The 23,130-nt window shown below is 74.6% G+C and carries 23 protein-coding genes and 1 pseudogene; 10 read left to right on the forward strand and 14 right to left on the reverse strand.

From position 1 onward, the window contains the following. Window positions 1-19: 19 nt before the first annotated feature. The 7 genes and pseudogenes from IO30_RS48075 to IO30_RS0108630 form a co-directional block, all read right to left on the reverse strand. Window positions 20-148 carry a hypothetical protein gene (locus tag IO30_RS48075; protein WP_373316553.1) on the reverse strand — a complete coding sequence of 43 codons (129 nt, stop codon included), beginning with the start codon at window positions 146-148 and terminating at the stop codon, window positions 20-22. Between the two features lie 59 nt (window positions 149-207). Beyond that, window positions 208-282 (reverse strand): annotated as a pseudogene (locus IO30_RS48080) (hypothetical protein); the annotation flags it as partial. A gap of 78 nt (window positions 283-360) precedes the next feature. Next, window positions 361-1,791 (reverse strand): dihydrolipoyl dehydrogenase family protein, encoded by a 1,431-nt coding sequence (locus IO30_RS0108610; protein WP_031140919.1) that lies wholly within the window; start codon window positions 1,789-1,791, stop codon window positions 361-363. A 41-nt stretch (window positions 1,792-1,832) separates the two neighbouring features. Next, window positions 1,833-2,270 carry a thioredoxin family protein gene (locus IO30_RS0108615; protein WP_031140920.1) on the reverse strand — a complete coding sequence of 146 codons (438 nt, stop codon included), beginning with the start codon at window positions 2,268-2,270 and terminating at the stop codon, window positions 1,833-1,835. A 94-nt stretch (window positions 2,271-2,364) separates the two neighbouring features. Continuing rightward, window positions 2,365-3,804: an aldehyde dehydrogenase family protein gene (locus IO30_RS0108620; RefSeq protein ID WP_031140922.1), complete on the reverse strand. Its 1,440-nt coding sequence runs from the start codon at window positions 3,802-3,804 to the stop codon at window positions 2,365-2,367. 172 nt (window positions 3,805-3,976) lie between these two features. Continuing rightward, the gene (locus IO30_RS0108625; protein WP_031140923.1) at window positions 3,977-5,176 is read right to left on the reverse strand and encodes a thiolase family protein; all 1,200 of its coding nucleotides are present in this window, start codon (window positions 5,174-5,176) and stop codon (window positions 3,977-3,979) included. A gap of 237 nt (window positions 5,177-5,413) precedes the next feature. Beyond that, window positions 5,414-6,460: a LacI family DNA-binding transcriptional regulator gene (locus IO30_RS0108630; RefSeq protein WP_031140924.1), complete on the reverse strand. Its 1,047-nt coding sequence runs from the start codon at window positions 6,458-6,460 to the stop codon at window positions 5,414-5,416. 248 nt (window positions 6,461-6,708) lie between these two features. Here IO30_RS0108630 and IO30_RS0108635 point away from each other — a divergent pair, with 248 nt between their 5' ends. The 3 genes from IO30_RS0108635 (at window position 6,709) to IO30_RS0108645 (ending at window position 9,481) form a co-directional block, all read left to right on the forward strand. Then, on the forward strand, window positions 6,709-7,422 hold the full coding sequence (locus IO30_RS0108635) for an alpha/beta fold hydrolase (RefSeq protein ID WP_031140926.1): 714 nt from the start codon (window positions 6,709-6,711) through the stop codon (window positions 7,420-7,422). Window positions 7,423-7,540: 118 nt separating this feature from the next. Further along, a complete protein-coding gene (locus tag IO30_RS0108640; RefSeq protein WP_031140927.1) occupies window positions 7,541-8,962 on the forward strand; it encodes an amidase in 1,422 nt (473 codons plus the stop codon). Window positions 8,963-9,016: 54 nt separating this feature from the next. Continuing rightward, the gene (locus tag IO30_RS0108645) at window positions 9,017-9,481 is read left to right on the forward strand and encodes a type II toxin-antitoxin system PemK/MazF family toxin (RefSeq protein ID WP_031140929.1); all 465 of its coding nucleotides are present in this window, start codon (window positions 9,017-9,019) and stop codon (window positions 9,479-9,481) included. Here IO30_RS0108645 and IO30_RS46850 read toward each other — a convergent pair. Together IO30_RS46850 and IO30_RS46855 are read right to left on the reverse strand one after the other, a co-directional pair. After that, a complete protein-coding gene (locus IO30_RS46850) occupies window positions 9,466-9,663 on the reverse strand; it encodes a hypothetical protein (protein ID WP_063768426.1) in 198 nt (65 codons plus the stop codon). The genes IO30_RS0108645 and IO30_RS46850 overlap by 16 nt on opposite strands. Before the next feature lie 3 nt (window positions 9,664-9,666). Then, on the reverse strand, window positions 9,667-10,140 hold the full coding sequence (locus tag IO30_RS46855; protein ID WP_063768427.1) for a TIGR02452 family protein: 474 nt from the start codon (window positions 10,138-10,140) through the stop codon (window positions 9,667-9,669). Between the two features lie 317 nt (window positions 10,141-10,457). Between IO30_RS46855 and egtA the strand changes: the two genes are divergently transcribed. The 4 genes from egtA to egtD are packed head-to-tail and all read left to right on the forward strand — an operon-like array spanning window position 10,458 to window position 14,855. Next, window positions 10,458-11,801: an ergothioneine biosynthesis glutamate--cysteine ligase EgtA gene (egtA, locus tag IO30_RS0108655; protein ID WP_031140930.1), complete on the forward strand. Its 1,344-nt coding sequence runs from the start codon at window positions 10,458-10,460 to the stop codon at window positions 11,799-11,801. Beyond that, window positions 11,798-13,111 (forward strand): ergothioneine biosynthesis protein EgtB, encoded by a 1,314-nt coding sequence (egtB, locus tag IO30_RS0108660; protein WP_031140932.1) that lies wholly within the window; start codon window positions 11,798-11,800, stop codon window positions 13,109-13,111. Before egtA ends, egtB begins: the two co-directional genes overlap by 4 nt. Beyond that, window positions 13,111-13,884: an ergothioneine biosynthesis protein EgtC gene (gene egtC / locus IO30_RS0108665; protein WP_031140934.1), complete on the forward strand. Its 774-nt coding sequence runs from the start codon at window positions 13,111-13,113 to the stop codon at window positions 13,882-13,884. Before egtB ends, egtC begins: the two co-directional genes overlap by 1 nt. After that, on the forward strand, window positions 13,881-14,855 hold the full coding sequence (gene egtD, locus IO30_RS0108670; RefSeq protein WP_031140936.1) for an L-histidine N(alpha)-methyltransferase: 975 nt from the start codon (window positions 13,881-13,883) through the stop codon (window positions 14,853-14,855). Before egtC ends, egtD begins: the two co-directional genes overlap by 4 nt. On the opposite strand, the gene IO30_RS0108675 is transcribed toward egtD, so the two are convergent. The 3 genes from IO30_RS0108675 to IO30_RS0108685 form a co-directional block, all read right to left on the reverse strand. Then, a complete protein-coding gene (locus IO30_RS0108675) occupies window positions 14,786-15,679 on the reverse strand; it encodes a lysophospholipid acyltransferase family protein (protein ID WP_051859141.1) in 894 nt (297 codons plus the stop codon). The two genes, egtD and IO30_RS0108675, sit on opposite strands and share 70 nt — an antisense overlap. After that, window positions 15,676-16,530 (reverse strand): GNAT family N-acetyltransferase, encoded by an 855-nt coding sequence (locus tag IO30_RS0108680; RefSeq protein WP_237403382.1) that lies wholly within the window; start codon window positions 16,528-16,530, stop codon window positions 15,676-15,678. Before IO30_RS0108680 ends, IO30_RS0108675 begins: the two co-directional genes overlap by 4 nt. 130 nt (window positions 16,531-16,660) lie before the next feature. Continuing rightward, window positions 16,661-17,923, reverse strand: a complete 1,263-nt coding sequence (locus tag IO30_RS0108685; protein ID WP_031140940.1) for an extracellular solute-binding protein — start codon at window positions 17,921-17,923, stop codon at window positions 16,661-16,663. Window positions 17,924-18,089: 166 nt separating this feature from the next. Here IO30_RS0108685 and IO30_RS0108690 point away from each other — a divergent pair, with 166 nt between their 5' ends. Then, window positions 18,090-18,305, forward strand: coding sequence for a dodecin (locus IO30_RS0108690; RefSeq protein ID WP_031140943.1), 216 nt, complete (start codon window positions 18,090-18,092; stop codon window positions 18,303-18,305). A gap of 46 nt (window positions 18,306-18,351) precedes the next feature. Here IO30_RS0108690 and IO30_RS0108695 read toward each other — a convergent pair whose 3' ends face one another. After that, a complete protein-coding gene (locus IO30_RS0108695; RefSeq protein WP_031140945.1) occupies window positions 18,352-18,846 on the reverse strand; it encodes a phosphatase domain-containing protein in 495 nt (164 codons plus the stop codon). A 59-nt stretch (window positions 18,847-18,905) separates the two neighbouring features. On the opposite strand from IO30_RS0108695, the gene IO30_RS0108700 reads away from it, so the two are divergent. Together IO30_RS0108700 and IO30_RS0108705 are read left to right on the forward strand one after the other, a co-directional pair. Beyond that, entirely contained in the window at window positions 18,906-19,922 is a 1,017-nt protein-coding gene (locus IO30_RS0108700; RefSeq protein WP_031140947.1) for an LLM class flavin-dependent oxidoreductase, read from the forward strand. A gap of 10 nt (window positions 19,923-19,932) precedes the next feature. Beyond that, entirely contained in the window at window positions 19,933-22,338 is a 2,406-nt protein-coding gene (locus tag IO30_RS0108705) for an excinuclease ABC subunit UvrA (RefSeq protein WP_031140949.1), read from the forward strand. A 23-nt stretch (window positions 22,339-22,361) separates the two neighbouring features. Here IO30_RS0108705 and IO30_RS0108710 read toward each other — a convergent pair whose 3' ends face one another. Further along, window positions 22,362-23,012: a hypothetical protein gene (locus tag IO30_RS0108710; RefSeq protein ID WP_237403383.1), complete on the reverse strand. Its 651-nt coding sequence runs from the start codon at window positions 23,010-23,012 to the stop codon at window positions 22,362-22,364. Window positions 23,013-23,130: the final 118 nt, after the last annotated feature.

The raw sequence follows: 23,130 nt of genomic DNA on the forward strand, positions 1-23,130 counted from the left end.
AGGAGCTCCGCCGGGCGGCCTACTTCACGAAGCGGTACTTCTGGTGGGTGGCGAGGGGCGTGCCGATCGCGCTGACCGGCTCCAGGTTCCTCGGCCCGGCGCCCGGTCCCTCGAAGAGCCGCAGCCCCGCTCCGAGGAGCGCGGGCACCACGTGGCTCCGAGGAGCGCGGGCACCACGTGCAGCTGCAGCTCGTCGATGAGCCCCTCCGCGAGGTACTGCTGCACGGTGCTCGCTCCGCCCGCGATGCCGACGTTCCTGTGCCCGGCGGCGCCGCCTGTCATGCCCTGGCGCTCCCTCCTGCGTCGAACGGCAGCCCCCGCATTCGACAGGGCTTGCAGACGGACCTCCGCCGTCGCTCCTCAGCCGCGGTAGGCCTCCAGCAGCCGCAGCCAGACCTCGCTGATCGTGGGGAAGGCCGGGACGGCGTGCCACAGGCGGGCGATCGGGACCTCCGCCGCGACGGCAATCGTGGCGGCGTGCAGCATTTCCGCCGCGCCCGGGCCGACGAACGTCACCCCGAGCAGGACCTCGCGGTCCAGGTCGACGACCATCCGGGCGCGGCCCCGGTAGCCGTCGGCGTACAGGCCCGCGCCGGAGACCTTGGACAGGTCGTAGTCGACGGCGCGCACCCGGTGACCGGCCCGTTCCGCCTCGGCCAGGCTGAGGCCCACCGCTGCGGCCTCCGGGTCGGTGAAGACCACCTGCGGGAGGGCTCCGGTGTCGGCGGTGGCCGCGTACGGGCCCCAGCGGTCCGGGTCTGCCGGGTCCGTGCCGGCGGCCCGGGCGGCGATCGCGGCGCCCGCGATCCGGGCCTGGTACTTGCCCTGGTGGGTGAGGAGCGCGCGGTGGTTGACGTCCCCGACGGCGTACAGCCAGTCGTGCCCCGGGACCCGGCAGCCGTCGTCCACGCCGATCCAGTCCCCGGGGGTCAGGCCGACGGTCTCCAGTCCGATGTCCTCGGTCCGCGGTGAGCGGCCCGTCGCCATCAGCAGTTCGTCGCCCTGGATGATCTCGCCGCCCTCCAGCACCACCGAGACGGGCCCGGTGGAACCGTCCCGTACGACGGCCTCGACGGCCACGCCGGTACGGACCACCGCGCCGGCCTCCGTCAGCGCCTCGGCGACCAGCTCACCGGCGAACGGTTCCATCCTCGGCAGCATCCGCGGCCCCCGGACCAGGACGGTCACCTGGGAGCCGAGCGCCTGCCAGGCGGTGGCCATCTCCGCGGCCACCACGGAACCCCCGACGATCAGCAGCCGACCCGGCGCCTCCTGCGCGGAGGTGGCCTCGCGGCTCGTCCACGGCCGGGCCCCCTCGATCCCGGGCAGGGCGGGGATCACGGCCCGGGTACCCGTGGCGACGACCACCGCGTGCCGGGCGGCGAGCACGTGGTGCTCGCCCTCGGGACTCGTCACGGCGACCTTGCGGACCCCGTAGAGCCTGCCGTGGCCCCGGTACACATGGGCACCGGTGGACTCCAGCCAGTCGATCTGGCCGTCGTCCTTCCAGTGGCCGGTCCAGTAGTCCCGGTGCGCGAACACCGCCGCCGTGTCCAGCGGCCCGGCGACGGCCTCCGCCAGCCCGGGCACCCGGCGCGCGTCCGCCCGGGCCAGGGCCGGCCGCAGCAGGGCCTTGCTCGGGACGCAGGCCCAGTACGAGCATTCGCCGCCGACGAGTTCGCTCTCCACCAGGGCCGTGCTCAGCCCTGCCGCGCGCGTCCGGTCGACGATGTTCTCGCCGGCGGGACCCCCGCCGAGCACCACGACGTCGTACTCCACCGCTTCAGTCATGCGGGTCAGTGTCACCGCTGCCCGGGGGCCGCGTCACGCACTCAGGCCTCCGGCGTGCCGGGCTCCTTCGGAGCCGGGTCCGCCGCGCCCGGCTGCGGGGCGTCCGGCTGTGCGCCCGGCTGCTGGGTTTCGGCGATCTTGGCGCGCACCTCGTCCATGTCCAGGGCGCGGGCCTGCTGGATGAGGTCCGTCAGGGCGGCCTCCGGCAGGGCTCCCGGCTGGGCGAAGATGGCCACCTGGTCGCGGACGATCATCAGCGTCGGGATCGAGGTGATCTGGAAGGCCCCGGCGAGCTCCTGCTGCGCCTCGGTGTCCACCTTGGCGAAGACCAGGTCCGGGTGGGCCTCCGAGGCCTTCTCGTAGACCGGGGCGAACTGGAGGCACGGCCGGCACCAGCCCGCCCAGAAATCGATCAGCACGAACGGGTTCTCGCTGACCGTCTGGTCGAAGTTGTCCTTGGTGAGCTCGACTGTAGCCACGGTGTGCAGTCCTCCTGTGTTGAGCGGTCTGCTCCTTGAACGAACGACCCGCCCCCAGGATTCCGCCTCGGCGGCCGGGGGCGCTCCGAACGCCCTAGAACGGGTGCCCGGCGGGGTCGGTACGGGCCGTGGTCCAGCGGAGTTCCGTGAAGGCGTCCAGATTCGCCTCGCCGCCGAAGCGGGAGCCGTTCCCGGAGGCGCCGACCCCGCCGAAGGGGGCCACGGCCTCGTCGTTCACCGTCTGGTCGTTGATGTGGACGATCCCGGTCGGGATGCGCTCGGACAGGTCCAGGGCGCGGCCCACGTCCCGGGTCACGATGCCGAGGGAGAGGCCGTAGGGGCCCGCCGCGGCCAGCGCCACCGCCTCCTCCTCCGTCGCGAAGGACCGTACGGGGGCGACCGGGCCGAAGACCTCCTCCGTGTAGCAGGGGGTGTCGTCGGCGGCCCCGGCCAGCACGGTCGGCCGGTAGAACAGGTCCCGGTGACTGCCGCCCGTGACGAGCTTGGCACCCTGCGCGGTGCTGGCCTCGACCAGGGCGTGCACGCGTTCCACCTGGCTGGCGTCGATCAGCGGGCCCAGGTGCACCTGCTCGCGGTACGGGTCCCCCACGGCGAGGGCATCGGCCCGCGCGGCGAGCCGCTCGACGTACTCGTCGTAGAGCGAGGCGTGCACGAGGTGGCGGCCGGCCGTCATGCAGATCTGGCCCTGGTGGAAGAAGGAACCCCAGGAGGCCTGGGCCACGGCGGCCTCGACGTCGGCGTCACGCAGCACGAGGAGGGCGGAGTTGCCGCCCAGCTCCAGATGGACGCGCTTGAGGTGACGGCCCGCCAGTTCGCCGACGGCCCGCCCGCTGGCGGTGGACCCGGTGAACGACACCACCCGGACCCGGGGGTCCTCCACCACGGCGGCTCCGGTCGCGGCGCCGCCGGGCAGTACGTGCAGCAGTCCGGCCGGAAGGCCCGCGGCGGCGAAGACGGCCGCGAGCGCCAGGCCGCCGCAGACGGCGGTGCGCCGGTCGGGCTTGAGCAGGACCGCGTTGCCCAGCGCGAGCGCCGGCGCGACCGAGCGGATCGCGAGGATCAGCGGGGCGTTGAAGGGGGCCACGACGCCCACCACCCCGGCCGGGACCCGGCGGGTGAAGGACAGCCGCGGCGATTCGCTCGCCAGCACCTGCCCGGTGGGCCGCGAGGCCAGGGCGGCGGCCTCGTAGCACTCCTGTGCGGCGACGTGCAGCTCGAAGTCGCCCTTGCCGGGGATGGAGCCGGATTCCCGCACCAGCCAGTCCCGCAGTTCACCGGCGTGGGCCGAGAACAGGTCCCCGGCGCGGCGCAGTACGGCCGCCCGCTCGAGGTGGGTGGACCGCGCCCAGTCGCGCTGCGCCGCCGCGGCGCGGACCGCGGCGTCGGCCACGTCGCCGGGCGAGGCCAGGTCGAGGGTGGCGAGGGTGTGTCCGGTGGCGGGTTCGAGGACCGGTGCGGTGCCTCCGGTCAGGGTGGGTCCGTCCTGCCAGAACGTCGGGTCGAGGAGCGGCATGACGCGGGGCCTCCGGGTGGGGATGGGCGGGGTGCCGGACGGGGTGCCGGGCACGGGGACCCGGCGGGGGGGAGCGGCAGCACGCGCCATCGTGCCAGACCGGAGGCGCCACTTCTGTTCAGTTATTGGGCAGTTGACGCGGGGCGGTGACCGGAAACGATCGCCGTACGGCTCAGCGTTCGAGGACGAGCGCGATGCCCTGCCCGACTCCGATGCACAGCGCCGCCAGACCGGTCCCGGAGCCCGCCGCGGCCAGCTGGTGCGCGACCGAGCCGGCCAGCCGGGCTCCCGAGGCGCCGAGCGGGTGGCCGATCGCGATGGCGCCGCCCCGCGGGTTCACCACGGCCGGGTCGAGCTCCGGCCAGGCCGCGAGGCAGCCCAACGCCTGAGCGGCGAAGGCCTCGTTGAGCTCGAAGGCGGTGAGGTCGCCGAGGCCCCGCCCGGCCTTGGCCAGCGCCCGCTGGACGGCGTCCACCGGGCCGAGGCCGAAGAACTGGGGCTCGATCCCGGTGACGGCGGAGGTGCTGATCCGGGCGAGCGGCTCGCGCCCGGTGGCCGCCAGCCCCTCCTCGTCGGTCAGCAGCAGGGCGGCGGCCCCGTCGTTGAGCGGGGAGGCGTTGCCGGCCGTGACCGTGCCGCGGCCGTCCGTCCGGAAGGCGGGCTTCAGCCGGGCCAGCGCCTCGGGGGTGGAGCCCTCGCGGATGCTCTCGTCGCGCAGCAGGTCCGCGCCGGGGTAGGGGACCACCTCGGCGTCGTAGTGCCCGGCCGCCCAGGCGGCGGCCGCCTTGCGGTGGCTCTCCAGGGCGAAGGCGTCCTGCGCCTCGCGGGTGATGCCGTACTTGTCGGCGACGAGCTCGGCGCCCTCCCCCAGCGAGCCGGTCCACTCCTCGGGCATCCGCGGGTTGGTCATCCGCCAGCCGAGGGTGGTGGACCACATCTGCTGGTGGGCGGCGGGGAAGGCCCGTTCGGGCTTCTGCACCACCCAGGGCGCGCGGGTCATCGACTCGACCCCGCCCGCGATGGCCACGGAGGCATCGCCGAGGGCGATGGCCCGGGCGGCCTGCACCACGGCTTCGAGCCCGGACCCGCAGAGCCGGTTCACGGTGACCCCGGGCACCGTCACGGGCAGGCCGGCCAGCAGCACGGCCATGCGGGCCACGTCGCGGTTGTCCTCGCCGGCGCCGTTGGCGTCACCGAAGACGACGTCGTCGATGCGGGCCGGGTCGAGGGCGGGCGTACGGTCCACGAGCGCGCGGACCACGTGCGCGGCGAGGTCGTCCGGCCGGACCCCGGCGAAGGCACCGCCGAACTTGCCGATCGGGGTACGGACGGCGTCGACCACGTAGACGTCGCGGACGGTGCGGATGCTCATCGGGGCTCTCCTGGGCGGATCCGTACGGGAGGCGGCGCGTCGGTGCGCGGGTGTCGGCACGGCCGCACCGCCGGGTGCGCCCGGTGGGGCGCGCCCGCAGTCTCCGTCCGAGCGTCACCGCCTGTCAACGGCCCCCGGGACCCGGCCCGGCCCCCCACGGGGACGAGGAGCCCGGGTGCGGGCGCCGGGGCAGGTCCGGCGGCACCGCCGGGCCCGGCAGCCCGGCGCGCCGCCGCGTCAGGTCGACTCGCGGGGGACGGCCCTGGCCGCCATCAGGTCGTGCCGCTCGGTGACCTCGGAGGGTTCGCGCACGGCACGGTCCACCAGGGACGCCAGGTGGTCCCCGGTCGGCATCTCGATCTGCACCGTGCTCAGCCGGGGCCGCAGCAGCCGTCCGATCAGCAGGTCGTCGGCCCCGATGACGGCGACGTCCTCGGGGATGCGCAGGCCCTCGTCCTGCAGGGCGCGCATCAGCAGCATGGCGTACTCGTCGTTGTACGCGAAGACGCCGTCCAGGCCGAGACCGCGCCAGCGGGCCGCCAGCGCCGCGGCCGACTCCTCCGTGTAGGCCATCGGCACCGGCTCGATCAGGGCCCCCTCGACCGAACGGGCACCCGCGAGCCGGGGGTCGGAGAAGAGCCCCATCCCCTCCTCCTGCGGAACGACCACGCCGATCCGGCGGTGGCCCCGTTCGACGAGGTGCGCGGCGGCCCGGGCGCCCACCTCCTGCTGATCCATGACGAGCGCGTGCGCCCCGGGCACGCTGACCGGCCCCATCGTTATCACCGCGCGGGCCCCGGCCCGTTTGAGCGTGGCGACGTTGTGCGCGGAGAGCGTGATCTCGCCGAGCGAGATGACCGCCACCGGGCGCAGCTCCGCCCAGGCGCGCGCAGCCTCGTCGCCGCTGAGGCCGAGGCTGCCGTACTGGACGACGGTGTAGTCGAGGCGGCGCAGCCCCCACTGGAGTTCGTTGAGGAAGGTGCTGTAGAGCGGTCCGACCGGCACGTGCGAGGTCGGCAGCAGCACGATCCGGGTGTGCCCGGCCCGCAGGCTGCGCGCCGCGGCGTGCGGCACGTAGCCGAGTTCCTCGGCGGCCTCGCGGACCTTGCGGCGGGTCGGCTCGCTGATCCGCACGGCTTCGGCGTTGTTCAGCACGTACGAGACCGTCGCGCGCGAGACGCCCGCGAGGCGGGCCACGTCCGCGCTGGTCGCCGCGGTGGGCGGCTGCGTGGGGGACCCGGAGGCCGGGGTGGGCGGCTTCGGCGATTTCGATGACTGAGGCATTGCCGTGGCATCTTTCCAGACCTGTGTCCCCCGGTGACCGGCGGATGGCCGGAACCGCATGCTACACAGCAGTGACACGTTTCATTGACACGTGTCACGAAGGCCTCGCGCGCCGCCCACCTGGTGCGACGCACCCCCTCCGCACCCCCTCCGCACTCCCGGCGCCGAAGTGTGACCGCCCGGCCGGCACCGGGAGCACGACACAGCCCGCCGACCCCGTACCGCACCTCATCGAGAAGGGCACCACCGTGCAGCTCCACACACGTACCTGGGGCGAGGGCGACCGCGTCGCGCTCCTGGTCCACGGCATGATGGCCGACCACCGGACCTGGCGCCGGGTCGGTCCCGCCCTCGCCGCCCTCGGCTACCGCGTCATCGCGGTCGACCTCCGCGGCCACGGCACCAGCGGCCGGGGCGAGTACACCCCCGCCCACTACGCCGACGACCTGGTCGAGACCCTCCCGGCCGGGGCCGAACTCGCCCTCGGCCACTCCCTCGGCGGCCTGGCCCTCTCCCTCGCCGTGGAGCGCCTGGCCCCGCGCCGGGCCGTGTTCAGCGACCCGGCATGGCACCTGGCCGGCCCTGCGGAGGGCATCGGGCCGGAGGTCCTGGCGCAGTTCAAGTCGGCGCCGAAGGAGCAGATCCGAGTCCTGAACCCGCGCTGGGAGGAGGCGGACGTCGACATCGAGCTGCTGACCCTCGCCCTGTGGGACGAGACGACCGCCCTGGGCCTGCGCCCGCTGCTCGGCTCGGACCTGATGCCGGCCGCGCCGGTGGTGCCCTCGCTGGTCCAGCTCGCCGACCCCAGCATGCTGATCGACGCGGAGCGGGCGGCCCTGCTGAAGCGGCGCGGCTTCGAGGTCCGCCCGGTACCCGGCGCCGGACACACCATCCACCGGGACGACTTCGACGGCTTCATGGCCTCCCTGGAAGGCTGGATCCAGGCGCCTCCTGTCCCCTAGCCCGTACGACCGCTGCCCGCTACCGTCGACCTACCGAGCGGTAACGGGGAGGTCGCGGGTGTCGGATTCTTCAGCGTCAACGGTCCCGAGGGGCCCGGCAGGCGCGGCGGCCGCCTCGCTGACCCCGCCCTGCGGGCTGGTCGAGATGGCCGCCGCCCTCGCCGAAGGAAGCGTCACGGCACGGCAGTTGACCGAGGACGCGCTGCGCCGGATCACCGCGGCGCAGCCCGGGCTCAACGCCTTCCGGATCGTCCGCGGCGAGGCCGCGCTCGCGGAGGCGGACGCGGCGGACCGGCGGCTCGCCGCCGGGGAACGCCTGCCGCTGCTGGGCGTGCCCCTCGCCGTCAAGGACGACATGGACGTGGCCGGTGAGCCCACCGCCTTCGGCTGCGCCGGGGCGTTCGCACCGAAGGCCGCCGACGGCGAGGCGGTACGCAGGCTCCGCGCGGCCGGTGCGGTGATCGTCGGCAAGACCCAGACTCCCGAGCTGGGCCAGTGGCCCTTCACCGAGGGCGAGGCCTTCGGTGCGACCCGCAACCCGTGGAACCCGGCCTACACGCCCGGCGGTTCGTCGGGCGGTTCGGCGGCCGCCGTGGCGGCGGGGCTGGTCCCGGCGGCGCTCGGGTCGGACGGCGCGGGCTCCGTCCGGATCCCCGCGGCCTGGACCCACCTGGTGGGGGTGAAACCGCAGCGCGGGCGCATCTCCACCTGGCCGGCGCCCGAGTCCTTCCACGGCCTCACCGTCAACGGGGTGCTGGCCCGCAGCGTCGCGGACGCCGCACTGCTGCTGGACGCGGCGAGCGGCCCGCACCCGCAGGACCTGCACCGGCCGGAGCCGATCTCGGCGCGGGAGGCGGCCCGGCGGGCACCGCGCCGGCTGCGGATCGCCCTGTCCTTCGGTACAGCCTTCACCGCCACGGCCAAGTCCGTGGACCCGCAGGTCCGTTCGGCGGTGGAGGGGCTGGCGGCGCGGCTGGAGTCGCTGGGCCACGAGGTGGTCCCGGAGGATCCCCGGTACGGCCCGGTCGGGCTGGCCTTCGTACCCCGCGCGACCAGCGGCGTACGGGACCTGGCGGCCCTGGTGCCGGACCGTTCGCTGCTGGACCCGCGCACCCACGAGGCGGTGCGCACGGGCCGGCTGCTGGGCGGGCCGGCGCTGCGGATCTCCCGCCGGGCCGAGGCGGCCCTGCAGCGGCGGGTCGGGGAGGTCTTCGGCCGCTTCGACGTGGTGCTGACGCCGACGACGGCCACGCCCCCGCTGCGGATCGGGGCCCTGGCCGGTCTGGGGGCGCTGGCCACGGACCGGGCGATGATCGCCGCCTGCCCGTACGCCTGGACGTGGAACGTCCTGGGCTGGCCGGGCGTGAGCGTCCCGGCGGGCTTCACGGCCGGCGGTCTCCCGCTGGGGGCGCAGCTGCTGGGCCCGGCGGAAGCGGAGCCGCTGCTGCTGTCGCTGGCCGCGCAGCTGGAGGCGGAGGGCGGCTGGGCCGCGCACTGGCCTCCGGGATTCGGCGGCGGCGCGGCGGGCGGCGCACCCTAGGCCGCCTCCGGGGCACGTCGTGCCGGGGCCGCGCGAACCGCTAATCTCGCCCGGATGACGGCACTTTCGCATCACGGCAACGGCCACATCGCGCAGCCCGGACGGGACGGGGCCACGGCGACCACCGAGGCCGATCCGCGCGCCATCGGCCCGGTGCGCACCGAGTACGCACCCGACCCCGACGGGGATCCGGATCCGGGCGAGATCGTGTGGACCTGGGTCCCGTACGAGGAGAACGACGGGCGCGGCAAGGACCGGCCCGTGCTGGTGGTGGCCCGGGAGGCGGGCGGCAGCACCCTGCTCGCAGTGCAGCTGTCCAGCAAGCGGCACGACGGGGACCGGGAGTGGGTGCCGATCGGGACGGGCCCCTGGGACGCGGCCGGGCGCGAGTCCTGGGTGGACGTGGACCGGGTGCTGCGGGTGCACGAGTCGGGCATGCGGCGCGAGGCGTGCGCCCTGGACCGGGGGCGCTTCGGGCTGGTCGTGGACCAGCTGCGGGAGCGCTACGGCTGGCAGTAGCCGGACCGGCCCCGCGGACCCGGCCGGGCGACGGCTCCGGCGGTCCAAGGCCCGACGGGGCTGCCCGCCCCGGCGGGCCCGGTCGCATCGCCGAGCCCGGTGGCGCCCGTGAAGGCGTGCTCGAAGGCGGCCCGGGTGTCCGGCTTCCGGTCGAGGATCCCGAAGACCACCCGCCCGAACACCCGCTAGAAGGGTCCGGCCGTTAGCGCCCGGACGGCCTCCGCCACCACCGCCGGGTCGTTCTGGAAGACCCCGCACCCCCGGGCGCCCAGCACCAGCCGCGGGTACCCGTGCAGCGCCGCCGCCCGGAAGACCAGCTCCGCCCGCCGGGCGAGCGCCTGCGGGATCCCGGCGACGCGCTCCGGCCCTGGCGGCGGATGGTGCCCGCGTAGGGGGCCGAGGAGGTGAGGCATCCGGCCCGGAAGGTTCCTCCGGCAGTTCGCCCCGGTCATCGCGGAAAACGGGCCGCCGGGCGAGTGAATCACCCGGTCGGTGTAGAAGGTGCTGCGCCCGGCACGGTGCACCTCGTCGTACTCAGGAGCCTCCAGCAGCGTCTCGTAGAGGGTCGACGCCCGGCACGGCGCTTTCTCCTGCGCCTTGGCCCCGCAGGCGTACCCGCTCCCGGAATTGCGGGCCGAGGCGAAGTTCAGGACGGCCATCGCAGCCGCCCCCGATCCGTCGGACGGGACCCGGCCACCGGTTTTCCGCCTGGAATGATCTGGTTTGGGCCATATATTCTGGTTCCTGCCTTGGCGTCCGCCAGGGTGGCGGCAAGGGAGACCTGCCGTCCCGACCCCGTCCGGCACCCGCCGGCCGCCAGAAGCTGCGCGTTCCCCCGCGCGATCTCCCGCAATCTGCTGCTCGCACCGCCACCCTCGGCGGCGCGACCCGAACGCTCAAAGCATTTTCCAGACCGGCCACATGTGGCCGACAGAGGTGAAGTCTCGGTCAGCGACAGGAGATTAGGATCCCGGTCATGCCTCAGGACTCGCCCACTCCCCACGCCCCTCCGCACTGCGCGGACCCTCCCGCACGGCCGCCGGAACCGCACGGTGCCCCCGCCGGCGCCACCCCCCTGACCGAGGACGCGGCCGAGGACCTGCTGCTCGGCATCTGTTTCAAGACGGGGCCGCCCCGGATCCTCGGATCCGAGCTCGAATGGCTCGTGCTGGACGCCGAACGCCCCTGGGAACCACTGCCGCCCGACCGGCTGGCCGCCGCGCACGACGCGGCCCACGCACTCCCCCTGCACTCCCGCGTCACCGTGGAACCCGGCGGCCAGCTGGAGCTCAGCTCCGCCCCCGCCATCGGCCTCAGCGCCTGCCTGGACGGCCTCCAGCACGACCTCACCGCCGTACGGGCCGCCCTGCGGGCCCAGGGGCTGATCCTCCAGGGCCTGGGCTCGGACCCGCGCCGCCCGCACCGACGGGTGCTGACCAGTCCGCGCTACGACGCGATGGAGACCTACTTCGACCGCACCGGCCCGGCCGGGCGGACCATGATGCGCGCCACCGCCTCCGTGCAGGTGTGCGTGGACGCCGGGCAGGAGGAGCCGGGCCCGCTGGGCCACGGCCGCCGCTGGCGGATGGCGCACCTGCTGGGCGCGGTACTCGTCGCCGCCTTCGCGAACTCCCCGGCCGCCGAAGGCCCGTACGCGGGCTGGCGCAGTGCCCGCCAGGGCGTCTGGAGCGACATAGACCGACGGCGCACCCTCGCCCCGCCGCTGGACGCGGACCCGCGCGCCGGATGGACCCGGCACGCGCTGGACACCGAGGTGATGTGCGTCCGGTCCCCCGGGGACGGGGCCTGGCAGGTCCCCCGGGACCTGACCTTCCGTTCCTGGCTGCGCTCCGGCGGCCCCCGGCCGGCCACCGCCGAGGACCTGGACTACCACCTGACCACGCTGTTCCCGCCCGTGCGGCCGCGCGGGCACCTGGAGCTGCGGATGATCGACGCACAGCCGGGTGAGGACGGCTGGCTGGTGCCGGTGGCCGTGGTGCACGCCCTGTTCGACGACCAGGAGGCCGCCGAGAACGCGTACCGGGTGGCCAAGGCACTGGCCGACTCCTACGGGGCCGAGCCCTCGCCGCGCAATCCGCTCTGGCGCTCGGCGGCCCGTGACGGCCTGGCCGATCCGGAGCTGCGCTCCGCCGCCACCGCCTGCTTCCGGGCCGCCGCCGAGGCGCTGCCCCGGCTCGGGGCGGACGCGCGGGTCCGGGACGCGGTCGGCGCCTTCACCGAACGTTACGTACTGCGCGGTCGCTGCCCGGCCGACGACCGGCCCCTGCACGGGCCCACCGGGAAGGACACGAGGCCGTGACGACCGAATCCCCCTCCCAGGAGGGCCTGCGGGAGCGGGCGGTAGCCGCCCTGACCGCGGCCCGCGCCCGTACGGCCGGGCTCACCGACACGGTGACCGACCACGACCTGACCGCGCAGCACTCCCCCCTGATGTCCCCCCTGGTCTGGGACCTGGCGCACATCGGCAACATGGAGGAGCTCTGGCTGCTGCGCAACGTCGCCGGGCGCGCGTCCATGCGTCCCGAGATCGATCCGCTCTACGACGCCTTCGAGCACCCGCGCGCGGAGCGCCCGAAGCTGCCCCTGCTGGGGCCCGCGGAGGCCCGTACGTACGCGGCCGAGGTGCGGGGCCGGGTCTTCGACCTGCTGGAGCGCACCCCGCTGGAGGGCACGGCCCTGCTCGACGGGGGATACGTCTTCGGGATGATCGCCCAGCACGAGCAGCAGCACGACGAGACCATGCTGATCACCCATCAGCTGCGCGCGGGCGCGCCGGTGCTGACGGCGCCGGAGCCCGATCCGCCGCAAGGTCCGCCGCCCGCTGCCGCCGAAGTCCTCGTACCCGGCGGCCCGTTCACGATGGGCACCTCGGCCGAGCCCTGGTCGCTGGACAACGAACGGCCCGCGCACGTCCGGGAGACCGCAGGGTTCTGGATCGACACCACCCCGGTGACCAACGGCGCGTTCCAGGCGTTCATGGCGGACGGCGGCTACGGCGAGCCCCGCTGGTGGGCGCCGGCCGGCTGGGACCAGATCCGCGCGCACGGCATCGAGGCCCCGCTGTTCTGGCACCGCGAGGGCGGCCAGTGGCTGCGCCGCCGTTTCGGGGTCACCGAGCCGGTGCCCGCCGAGGAGCCGGTGCTGCACGTGAGCTGGTACGAGGCGGACGCCTACGCCCGCTGGGCGGGGCGGCGCCTGCCCACGGAGGCGGAGTGGGAGAAGGCGGCCCGGCACGATCCGGCCACCGGCCGCTCGACCCGCTACCCGTGGGGCGACGCGGACCCGACGCCCGCGCACGCCAATCTCGGGCAGCGCCACCTGCGCCCGGCCGCCGCGGGCAGTTACCCGGCCGGGGCGTCCGCGCTCGGGGTGCGCCAGCTGATCGGCGACGTCTGGGAATGGACCTCCTCCGACTTCCTGCCCTACCCCGGTTTCCGGGCCTTCCCGTACCGCGAGTACTCGCAGGTGTTCTTCGGGCCGGAGCACAAGGTACTGCGGGGCGGCTCCTTCGCGGTGGACCCGGTGGCCTGCCGGGGGACGTTCCGCAACTGGGACCTGCCGGTCCGGCGGCAGATATTCGCCGGTTTCCGGACCGCGAAGGATCTCTGATGTGCCGTCACATCGCTTACGTGGGACCACCGGTGGCCCTCGGCAGGCTGCTGAGCGAGCCCGAGCACTCGCTGGTGCGGCAGTCCTGGGAGCCGCGGCGGCAGCGGTACGGCACGGTCAACGCCGACGGTTTCGGCGTCGGCTGGTACGCGCCGGGCGATCCGGTGCCCGCCCGCTACCGGCGGGCCGGGCCGGTCTGGGGGGACCTGGGCTTCGCCGATCTGGCGCGCGTGGTGAGCAGCGGTGCGGTGCTGGCCGCCGTACGGGACGCCACCTGGGCCGGGGCCGACGGGGAGGCCGCGGCGGCGCCGTTCGCGGACGGGCCGTGGCTGTTCAGCCACAACGGGGCGGTGCGCGACTGGCCCGACGCGGTGGCGCCGCTGGCGGCCGGGCTGCCGCCGGCGGAGCTGCTGCGGCTGGCCGCGCGCACCGACTCGGCCTTCGTCTGGGCGCTGGTCCTGCGGCGGCTGCGGGCGGGGGACGATCTCGGCACGGCGCTCGCCGAGCCGGTGCGGGAGCTGGCCTCGGCCGCTCCGGGTTCCCGGCTGAACCTGCTGCTGACCGACGGGGCCACCGTGTCCGCGACGGCCTGGGGCGATTCGCTCTGGTACCTGGCGGATGCGTCGGCCGGGCGCACGGTGGTGGCGTCCGAGCCGTACGACGACGACGTCCGGTGGCGCGAAGTGCCCGACCGGACCCTGCTGACCGCCACCCGCACGCGGGTCCGGCTGACCCCGCTGAAGGAATCCGCGCCCGAAGAAGGAGTGCTGTGAGTGACTTCCAGTTGACCCGTACGCTCGACGAGCACACCGCCGAGGCCGCCCTGCGCACGGACGTGCGCCGCGGGCTGACCCGTACTCCGAAGGTGCTGCCGCCCAAGTGGTTCTACGACGCTCGGGGCAGCGAGCTCTTCGAGGAGATCACCCGGCTGCCCGAGTACTACCCGACGCGCGCCGAGCGGGAGATCCTGCTGGCGCGGGCCGGGGAGATCGCCGCGGCGACCGGGGCCCGCACGCTGGTGGAGCTGGGTTCCGGTTCCTCGGAGAAGACCCGGCACCTGATCGAGGCGATGCCGGCGCTGGACACCTACGTCCCGGTGGACGTGAGCGAGAGCGCCCTGACCGGGGCGGCCGAGGCGCTGCTCGCGGAGCACCCGGGGCTGCGGGTGCACGCCCTGCTGGCCGACTTCACCAAGGCGTTGCAGTTGCCGGACTCCCCCGGTCCGCGGCTGGTGGTGTTCCTGGGCGGCACGATCGGGAACCTGCTGCCGCCGGAGCGCGAGGTGTTCCTGGCGTCCGTGCGGGCGATGCTGTCGCCCGGGGACGCGCTGCTGATGGGGACGGACCTGGTGAAGGACGAGTCCGTGCTGGTGGCCGCGTACGACGACGCGCAGGGGGTGACGGCCGAGTTCAACAAGAACGTGCTGGCCGTCGTCGACCGGGAGCTGGGCGGGGACTTCCACGCCGCCGACTTCGCGCACGTGGCGGTGTGGAACCGGGAGCAGGAGTGGATCGAGATGCGGCTGCGGGCCCGGTCGGAGGTGCGGGTGAAGATCCGGGCCCTGGACCTGGTCGTGCCGTTCGAGGCGGGCGAGGAGATCCTGACGGAGGTCTCCGCGAAGTTCCGTGAGGACGGCGTGCGCAAGGAACTGGCGGCCGCCGGCATGGAGCTGACTCACTGGTGGACGGATGCCGAGGGCCGTTTCGCGCTGTCCTTGTCGGTGGCCGACGGCGGGGAGGGCTGAGCGGGGATGCCGGGCAGGGTGCGCGGGCCGGGTCCGGCGGCGGCCACGGCCTGCTGAGCGGCCGCCGCGAGGCCGCGGCGGTCCGCGTACCGGCCCGGCGGGATCCGCGGCAGCAGCCGGACCTCGGCCCGCACCCCGCGGGCCCGGGCGATCCGCCACAGCGAGGCGGTCAGCGGATCGTCCCCGACGAAGGCGGGCGCTCCGGCCGTCTGTCCGTCGCACCCGAGGTAGGAGAGGCGTACGGGCTGGACGGGGACCCGTGCGTCCAGGGCCGACTGGAAGGCGGCCCTGCGGAAGGTGCCCCGGGCCCGCCCGCACCAGGTGGAGCCCTCGGGGTAGACGGTGACGCGGTCGCCCGCCAGCAGCGCGCGGGTGACGGCCTCGACGGTGCCGGGCAGGGCGCGGATCCGGTCGCGTTCGATGAAGAGGGTCCCGGAGCGTGCGGCGAGGCGGCCGAGTCCGGGCCAGTCGCGGATGTCGCTCTTGGCCAGCATCCGGCAGGGCAGGACGGCGGCGACGAGGGGGATGTCCAGCCAGGAGATGTGGTTGGCGACGACGAGGCGGCCGCCGTCCGGGCCGGGGTGCCCGTGCACGGTGATCCGCAGGCCGAAGGCCCGTACCAGTGCGCTCGACCAGGCGCGCACCACCGCGTGCCGGGGGCCGGCCGGCAGCAGCCGGACCGGCGGGGCGCCCAGGATCCCGAGGAGGACCAGGGCGACGGCGGCGGTGAGCCTCAGCACCGCGCGGGGGACGCTCGCGGTGCGTCCCTCGTGACCGGCGCAGGTCTCGGGGGTGCAGGGCGAGGTGGGCAGCCAGGCGCTCATGCGCCCGGGGCGAGCGAGAGGAAGTGCTTGAGGTAGCGGGGGTTGGTGCGGCGCAGCGAGAGCAGGACGTACAGGTCGGCGCAGCCGAAACCGGCGTCGAGGGCGGGTTCGCCGCAGACCCAGGCGCCCAGACGGAGGTAGCCGCGCAGCAGCGGGGGCAGTTCCGTGCGGTCGGGGAAGGCGATGCCCTCGGGGTTCCAGGGGATGTGGGGGGTGACCCGGTACTCCTGGGGGGCGAGGGCGCGGGCCAGGGCGGCCTCGCGGGTGGCGGCGGCCAGGACCCCTCCGTCGGCGAGCGGGACGGAGCAGCAGCCGGCGAGCCAGTTGTGTCCGGAGCGGTCCATGTAGCGGGCCAGCCCCGCCCAGATCAGGGCGATGACGGCGCCGTTGCGGTGGTCGGGGTGGACGCAGGAGCGGCCGACCTCGACGAGGTCGGGGCGGATGGGTGCGAGCGCGGAGAGGTCGAATTCGCCCTCGGAGTAGAGGCGTCCGGCGACGGCCGCGCGCTCCGGGGGCAGCAGCCGGTAGGTGCCGACGACCTGGCCGGTCTCCTCCTCGATGACCAGGAGGTGGTCGCAGTACGCGTCGAAGGCATCGGCGTCGAGGCCCGGCTCGGGGCCGTCGAGGCGGGCCCCGAGCTCCTGGGCGAAGACCTGGTGGCGCAGCCGCTGGGCGGCGCGCACCTCGTCCTCGTCGCGGGCCAGGCGGACGGCGTAGCGGAGGCCGTCCGCGGCAGCGGGGGCCGCGGCCCGGACCGGGCGCAGCGGGGACTGCGCGGGGAGCGGGGCGGACGGGGACAGGGGGGCGGAGGGGGACAGCGGGTCGGACGGGGACAGGGGGGCGATGGTCATGGCTGCTCCTGATCCGGGCACGGAGGGCCGGGCCGGCAGGTGCGCGGCCTGGCTCCTTTACTTCTTCCGTGACCGGCTGGATTCGACATGACAGCCCAGCGGCTCTTGGATGTGCGGACGCTGAACTCACTCAGCGGTCGGAGCTCAGCACCTTGCTGATCGAGTCGGAAGCGGCCCTGGCGGCCTGCTTGGGGTCCTGTCCGGTGAGGACGGCCGTCATGAAGGGCTTGATGGGGTTCTTGCCCTCGACCTCGGCCCAGCGGGGGGACTTCGGGGTGGCCCGGCCCTGTGCGGCGCCGGGGGCCATGCTGGCGGCGCCCTCGTTGCCCTCGACGACGTGCGCGAGGGTGGTCTTGTTCGGCACGTAGCTCATCGTGCGGGCCAGTTCGGTCTGCCACTTCTCGCTGACCAGGGCGGTGATCACGTCCACCGCGGCGGCGCGCTGCCCGGTGCGCTCCGGGATGATCAGGTCGGAGCCACCGGTGAAGACGGCGCCCGGCTTGTCGGAGGTCTTGCCGGGGATCGGGAAGAAGCCCAGCTTGCCCTTGAGGGCGGGGTTGGCGGCCTCGATCTCGGCGACCTGGCCGGGCGGGGCCACTATCTGGGCGACCTGGCCCCGGGCGAAGACCTCGGACTGCGGGGGCGTCTCCTCGTCGGCGTCCTTGGGGCCGTCGCCGAGGGCCTGGAGCTGCTTGTAGAAGTCCATGCCGGCCAGGGCCTTCTCGTCGTCGAGGGTGCCGACCCACTGGCCGCCGCTCTCGACGGCGAGGTCGCCGCCCTCGTCCCAGATGAATCCGGCGAGGACGTACCAGTTCTGGCCCGCGAGGTAGATGCCCTGCTGGTCGCCCTTGTCGAGCTTCTGGGTGGCCTGGACCCACTCCTGGCGGTTCTTGGGCGGTGTCTTGACGCCCGCGTCGGCGAAGAGCTCCTTGTTGTAGATGACCACCCGGTTGGCCGCGTACCAGGGGACGCCGTACTGGGCGCCGTTGACGCTTCCCGGGTCGGCCAGGCCCTTGAGCCAGTCCTTGCTGCCCCACTGGCGCAGGCCTTCCAGGGTGAGCTCGGAGAGGCCGCCCGTCTCGACGTACTGGGCGACCTGCGTGTTTCCGACCTCGATGACGTCGGCTCTCTCCTTGCTCGTGCCGTCGAGCACGGCGTTGACCTTGTCGCCGATGCCCGTCCACTCCTGGATCTTGACCTCCAGGTCGACGCCCGGGTGGTCCTTCTCGAAGGATGCGGTGAACTGGTCTATGAAGTCGTCCGAGGCGCTGCCCTTCATCAGCCAGAGCGTCACCTTCTTCGACCCTTCTTCGGAACCGCCGAACTGGCTGCAGCCCGTGAGGGCGGTCGCGGCCGCGAGGGCGGTACACAGGGCGAGGAAGCGCATCTTCACGAAGGTCACCTTCTGGGAATCGGTCTCGGATGGCTTGAAATTGGCATAGACCAATAGGCGGGTCAAGGGCCTTCGGCTCTGGATTGTTCGCACAAAGTTCGCGGACCCGGACTTACTGGGGCACCGTGGAACCAGGCAAATGCCCACCCACTGTCGGGAGACCCCCATGTCCAACCACACGTACCGGGTGACCGAGATCGTCGGCACCTCCCCCGATGGCATCGATCAGGCCATCCGCAACGGGATCGCCCGGGCGGGGCAGACCGTACGGAACCTGGACTGGTTCGAGGTGGTCCAGGTACGCGGGCACATCGAGAACGGCGAGATCGCGCACTACCAGGTCGGACTCAAGCTCGGCTTCCGCCTCGACGGCGAGGACTGACCCCCCGGAAGGCCCCCGGGACACCGGCCCCCGAGCGGGGCCGGTCTCAGGTCCGGCCCTCGCGCTCCTGGGCGGCCTCGAGTTCCGGCGCGTCCTCGGCCCAGTCCGCCCGCACCACCGGGAACCCGGCCGCGCGCACCGCCTGGCAGACCAGCTCGTCGTCGTCGACGAGCATGCGCACCTCGCGGCCCCGGGCGATCTTCTTCAGCACCTCCACCTTGGTGGTGCGGGCGGGCCGCCGGTCCTGGTCGCCGCGCATCCACAGGCGCCCCTCGGGCAGTCCGTGCCGTTCGAGCCAGTCCACCGTGTCCTTCCGGCAGCGCTCCGGGCGCCCGGTCAGGTACACCACCTCGCAGTCGGCCGCACTCTCCACGGCCAGCGCCACCCCGCGCGCGAGCGGCGGATCGGCCGGGGCCGCGGCGAAGAAGCCGCTCCAGTCCCGGGGCCGGCGCTCCAGGAAGCTCTGCCGGTGCGCGGTGTCGGCCAGGGTGTTGTCGATGTCGAAGACGGCCAGCGGCCGACGGCTGTTGATCTCGCTCATGCGCCCCAGGGTAGGCCGCGCCCCGGGAATCCTGACGGGCTCCCGGTGTTGAGGAGGGTGTGATCCCCCGACTCTCCGTCCTCGACCGGTCCCGCATCCGCGAGGGGCACCCGCCCCCGCAGGCCCTGCGCGACACCGTGGAGCTGGCCCGCGCCGCCGAGCAGCTCGGCTACCACCGCTTCTGGGTCTCCGAGCACCACAGCGTGCCCGGGGTCGCGGGCTCCGCACCGACCGTACTGGCGGCGGCCGTCGCCGGAGCCACCCGGCGGATCCGCGTCGGCACGGGCGGGGTGATGCTGCCCAACCACCAGCCGCTCGTGGTCGCCGAGCAGTTCGGGGTCCTGGAGTCCCTCTTCCCCGGCCGCATCGACATGGGCCTCGGCCGCTCCGTCGGCTTCACGAACGGCATCCGGCGCGCGCTGGGCCGCGACATCGAGGACGCCGACCGTTTCGAGGAGCAGCTGACCGAACTGCTGGGCTGGTTCGACGGAACCCAGCAGGCCCACCCCGAGGTCCACGCCCGCCCCGCCGAGGGGCTGCGGACACCGGCCTACGTGCTGGCCACCGGCGAGGGCGCAGGGGTCGCCGCGCGGGCCGGGCTGCCGGTGGTGGTCGGCGACCTGCGCTCCCGCAGCCGGCTCGTGGAGGCCGTCGAGCGCTACCGCGAGGAGTTCCGGCCCTCCGCCCGGGGCGCGGAGCCGTACGTGGTGGTCTCCGGGAGCGTGGCCGTCGCCGCCACGGAGCAGGAGGCGCGGCGGATCCTGGTCCCGGAGGCCTGGTCCCTTGCGCACTCCCGTACCCGCGGCAGTTTCCCGCCGCTGCGTCCGGCCGAGGAGGTCGAGGCCATGGCCATGACCCCGAAGGAACGGGAGCGCTACGAGGCAGCCCTCGCCGGGCACGTCCACGGCACGCCGGAACAGGTCGCGGCCCAGCTGGCGGAGGTCTCCGCGCTGACCGGGGCGGACGAGCTGCTGGTCACCACGTCCACCTACGACCGGACCGCGCTCCTCGACTCCTTCACTCGGCTGGCCCGGATCGCCGGGCTCCCTCCGCAGCCCTCACCCGCCGGACCCTAAACTAGGGCGAATGCACCAGCCCGCCGAAACCCACGCCGCCCACGACCCCTACGTCCGCGTCCGGGGCGCCCGGGAGCACAACCTGCGCGGGGTCGACGTGGACATCCCGCGCGACGCGCTGACCGTGTTCACCGGCGTCTCCGGTTCCGGGAAGAGCTCGCTCGCCTTCGGCACGCTCTACGCCGAGGCCCAGCGCCGGTACTTCGAGTCGGTGGCCCCGTACGCGCGCCGCCTCATCCACCAGGTCGGCGCCCCGAAGGTGGACTCCGTCACCGGGCTGCCGCCCGCCGTCTCCCTGGAACAGCGGCGCTCCTCCCCCGGTTCGCGTTCCTCCGTCGGCACGGTGACCCTGCTGTCGAACTCCCTGCGGATGCTGTACTCCCGGGCGGGCAGCTACCCGCCGGGGGCGGAGCGGCTCGATTCGGACGCCTTCTCCCCCAACACCGCGGCGGGCGCCTGCCCTTCCTGTCACGGGCTCGGCCGGATCCACCGGACCAGCGAGGAACTCCTGGTCCCCGACCCCGGCCTGTCGATCCGTCAAGGGGCGATCGCGGCTTGGCCAGGAGCCTGGCAGGGCAAGAACCTGCGCGACGTGCTGGAAGCCCTCGGCCACGACGTGGACCGGCCCTGGCGGGACCTGCCGGCCGAGGAGCGCGAGTGGATCCTGTTCACCGAGGAGCAGCCGGTGGTCACCGTGCACCCGGTGCGGGAGGCCGACCGCATCCAACGGCCCTACCAGGGCACGTACATGAGTGCCCACCGCTATGTCATGCGGACCTTCTCCGACAGCAAGAGCGCGACCCTGCGGGCCCGCGCCGAGAAGTTCCTCGCCGATTCCCCGTGCCCGGTGTGCGAGGGCCGGCGGCTGCGGCCGGAGGCCCTGGCGGTGACCTTCGCGGGCCGTACGATCGCACAGCTGGCGGCGCTGCCGCTGACCGCGCTGGACGCCGTACTCGCCTCCGCGCACGGGGGCGGGGGCGGGAGCGGCGAAGCGGCCCGGGTGCTCGGCGAGGACCTGCGGTCGCGGATCGGTCCGGTCGTGGAGCTGGGCCTGGGCTACCTGAGCCTGGACCGCACGGCCCCCACCCTGTCCGCGGGCGAACTGCAGCGGCTGCGGCTGGCGACGCAGCTGCGGTCGGGGCTGTTCGGGGTGGTGTACGTCCTGGACGAGCCTTCGGCGGGGCTGCACCCCGCCGACACCGAGGCCCTGCTCGACGTACTGGACCGGCTCAAGGAGGCCGGGAACACGGTCTTCGTCGTCGAGCACCACCTCGACGTGGTGCGGCACGCGGACTGGCTGGTGGACGTCGGCCCGCTGGCCGGGGAGCACGGCGGGCAGGTGCTGTACAGCGGGCCGCCGCAGCAACTGGCGGGCGTGGCGGAGTCGGCGACGGCCCGCCACCTCTTCCCTGCGGCGGGCCCCGGGGCCGGTGCGCGGCGGACCGTACGCAAGCCGACCGGCGCGGTACGGCTGCGCGGCGCCGACCGGCACAACCTGCGGGACGTGGATGCGGAGTTCCCGCTCGGGGTGTTCACGGCCGTGACCGGAGTGTCGGGGTCCGGGAAGTCCACGCTGGTGGGGCAGGTGCTGGCGCAGGAGGTCGCGGGACGGCTGGCCGAGCCGGAGTTCCCCGTACGGCGGCTGGTGGAGGTGGACCAGAAGCCGATCGGCCGGACCCCGCGGTCCAACCTGGCCACCTACACCGGACTGTTCGACGTGGTGCGCAAGCTCTTCACGGCGGCGCCGGAGGCCAGGGCCCGCGGCTGGAAGGCGGGCCGGTTCTCCTTCAACGTGCCCGGCGGCCGCTGCGAGACCTGCCAGGGCGAGGGCTTCGTCTCGGTGGAGCTGCTCTTCCTGCCGAGCACGTACGCCCCCTGCCCGGAGTGCGCCGGTGCGCGGTACAACGCCGAGACCCTTGAGGTCCGTTACGAGGGCCTGGACATCGCCGAGGTGCTGTCCCTGACGGTGGAGTCCGCGGCCACCTTCTTCGCGGGGGTCCCGGCCGCGGCCCGCGCCCTGGGCGCGCTGGAGGCCATCGGCCTGGGGTACCTGCGGCTGGGGCAGCCCGCCACGGAACTGTCGGGCGGCGAGGCGCAGCGGATCAAGCTGGCCACGGAACTGCAGCGGCTGCGCCGCGACCACACCCTGTACCTGCTGGACGAGCCGACGACGGGGCTGCATCCGGCCGATGTACGGGTCCTGCTCGGGCAGTTGCACGGGCTGGTCGACGCCGGGCACTCGGTGGTGGTCGTGGAGCACGACATGGCGGTGGTGGCGGGCGCGGACTGGGTCGTCGACCTGGGCCCGGGCGGCGGCGCGGAGGGCGGCCGCATCGTGGCGACGGGCACCCCTGCCGACGTGGCCGCCGCAGGCCAGGGCCGCACGGCCCCCTACCTGGCACGGGCGCTGGCCTAGGCCGTCTCTTCCGGGGTGGTGGTCTACGCGTCGCCGGGGAGCAGGTGTTGCGGGAGTTCGCGGAAGCTCCAGGCGCCCTGGCGGCGGGTGAACGTCCAGACGAGGTCGTGGCGGTCGGGCCAGGCCGAGGGGATGCCGAGCAGTTCGTGGGCGCCCAGGGCGCGGACCAGGCGGGGGATGCCGATGTGCTCCCAGCAGATCAGGACGGGCATCGCGGCGGCGAGTGCGGCGCGGGCCAGGTCCGGTTCGGCGCCGACGGCGAACTCGCTGCGCACGGGCGTGCGCAGTGCCGTCGCCAGGGCCGTCACGGTCTGGCGGCAGCGCTCGGGGCTGCCCGCGCGGCCGCCCGCCGCGAAGACCGCCGCGGGGCGGGGCAGGACGGAGCCGCGGGCCGGCTGGAAGAGCTTCGGCAGCGCCTCGGCGCGGCGCCAGCCGCGTCCGGCGAGGAAGCCGGGGTCCTCGTTGCCCTCGGGGTCCTCGCCGAGAGCGCCGGCGTACGGCTTCTCCGCGTGCCGGATCACCATGACGAGGGCGTCGGCGGCCGCGGCCGGTGCGCCGGGGGCCGGGCCGCGGGGCTGCTCCTGCTCGGTGCAGCCCGCCACCGCCAGCGGGGCGAGGGCGGCCGCCAGTACGGCTCTGCGGCGCGGTCCGGACCCGGCGGGGGCTTGTGGCATGCCGCCCACTGTCTCCGACGGCGGGGCCCCGCCGGGGCACGGCACGGCGCTGCGCCGCCACGAACGCCCGGTCGGCCCATCGGATCGTCCGATCGGCCGACGGGGCGGGGGGCCGACG

The sequence above is a fragment of the Streptomyces xanthophaeus genome (assembly GCF_000725805.1).
GTDB classification, from domain to species: Bacteria; Actinomycetota; Actinomycetes; order Streptomycetales; family Streptomycetaceae; genus Streptomyces; species Streptomyces xanthophaeus.

Coding starts and splice junctions, on each gene's coding strand:
- egtA (WP_031140930.1), top strand. CDS start 10,458: ATGCCTCAGGACTCGCCCACTCCCCACGCCCCTCCGCACTGCGCGGAC.
- egtC (WP_031140934.1), top strand. CDS start 13,111: ATGTGCCGTCACATCGCTTACGTGGGACCACCGGTGGCCCTCGGCAGG.
- IO30_RS0108710 (WP_237403383.1), bottom strand. CDS start 23,012: ATGCCACAAGCCCCCGCCGGGTCCGGACCGCGCCGCAGAGCCGTACTG.
- IO30_RS0108620 (WP_031140922.1), bottom strand. CDS start 3,804: ATGCCGCTCCTCGACCCGACGTTCTGGCAGGACGGACCCACCCTGACC.
- IO30_RS0108645 (WP_031140929.1), top strand. CDS start 9,017: ATGACGGCACTTTCGCATCACGGCAACGGCCACATCGCGCAGCCCGGA.
- IO30_RS0108695 (WP_031140945.1), bottom strand. CDS start 18,846: ATGAGCGAGATCAACAGCCGTCGGCCGCTGGCCGTCTTCGACATCGAC.
- IO30_RS0108680 (WP_237403382.1), bottom strand. CDS start 16,530: ATGACCATCGCCCCCCTGTCCCCGTCCGACCCGCTGTCCCCCTCCGCC.
- IO30_RS46855 (WP_063768427.1), bottom strand. CDS start 10,140: ATGGCCGTCCTGAACTTCGCCTCGGCCCGCAATTCCGGGAGCGGGTAC.
- IO30_RS0108625 (WP_031140923.1), bottom strand. CDS start 5,176: ATGAGCATCCGCACCGTCCGCGACGTCTACGTGGTCGACGCCGTCCGT.
- IO30_RS0108675 (WP_051859141.1), bottom strand. CDS start 15,679: ATGAGCGCCTGGCTGCCCACCTCGCCCTGCACCCCCGAGACCTGCGCC.
- IO30_RS0108705 (WP_031140949.1), top strand. CDS start 19,933: ATGCACCAGCCCGCCGAAACCCACGCCGCCCACGACCCCTACGTCCGC.
- IO30_RS0108610 (WP_031140919.1), bottom strand. CDS start 1,791: ATGACTGAAGCGGTGGAGTACGACGTCGTGGTGCTCGGCGGGGGTCCC.
- IO30_RS0108630 (WP_031140924.1), bottom strand. CDS start 6,460: ATGCCTCAGTCATCGAAATCGCCGAAGCCGCCCACCCCGGCCTCCGGG.
- IO30_RS0108690 (WP_031140943.1), top strand. CDS start 18,090: ATGTCCAACCACACGTACCGGGTGACCGAGATCGTCGGCACCTCCCCC.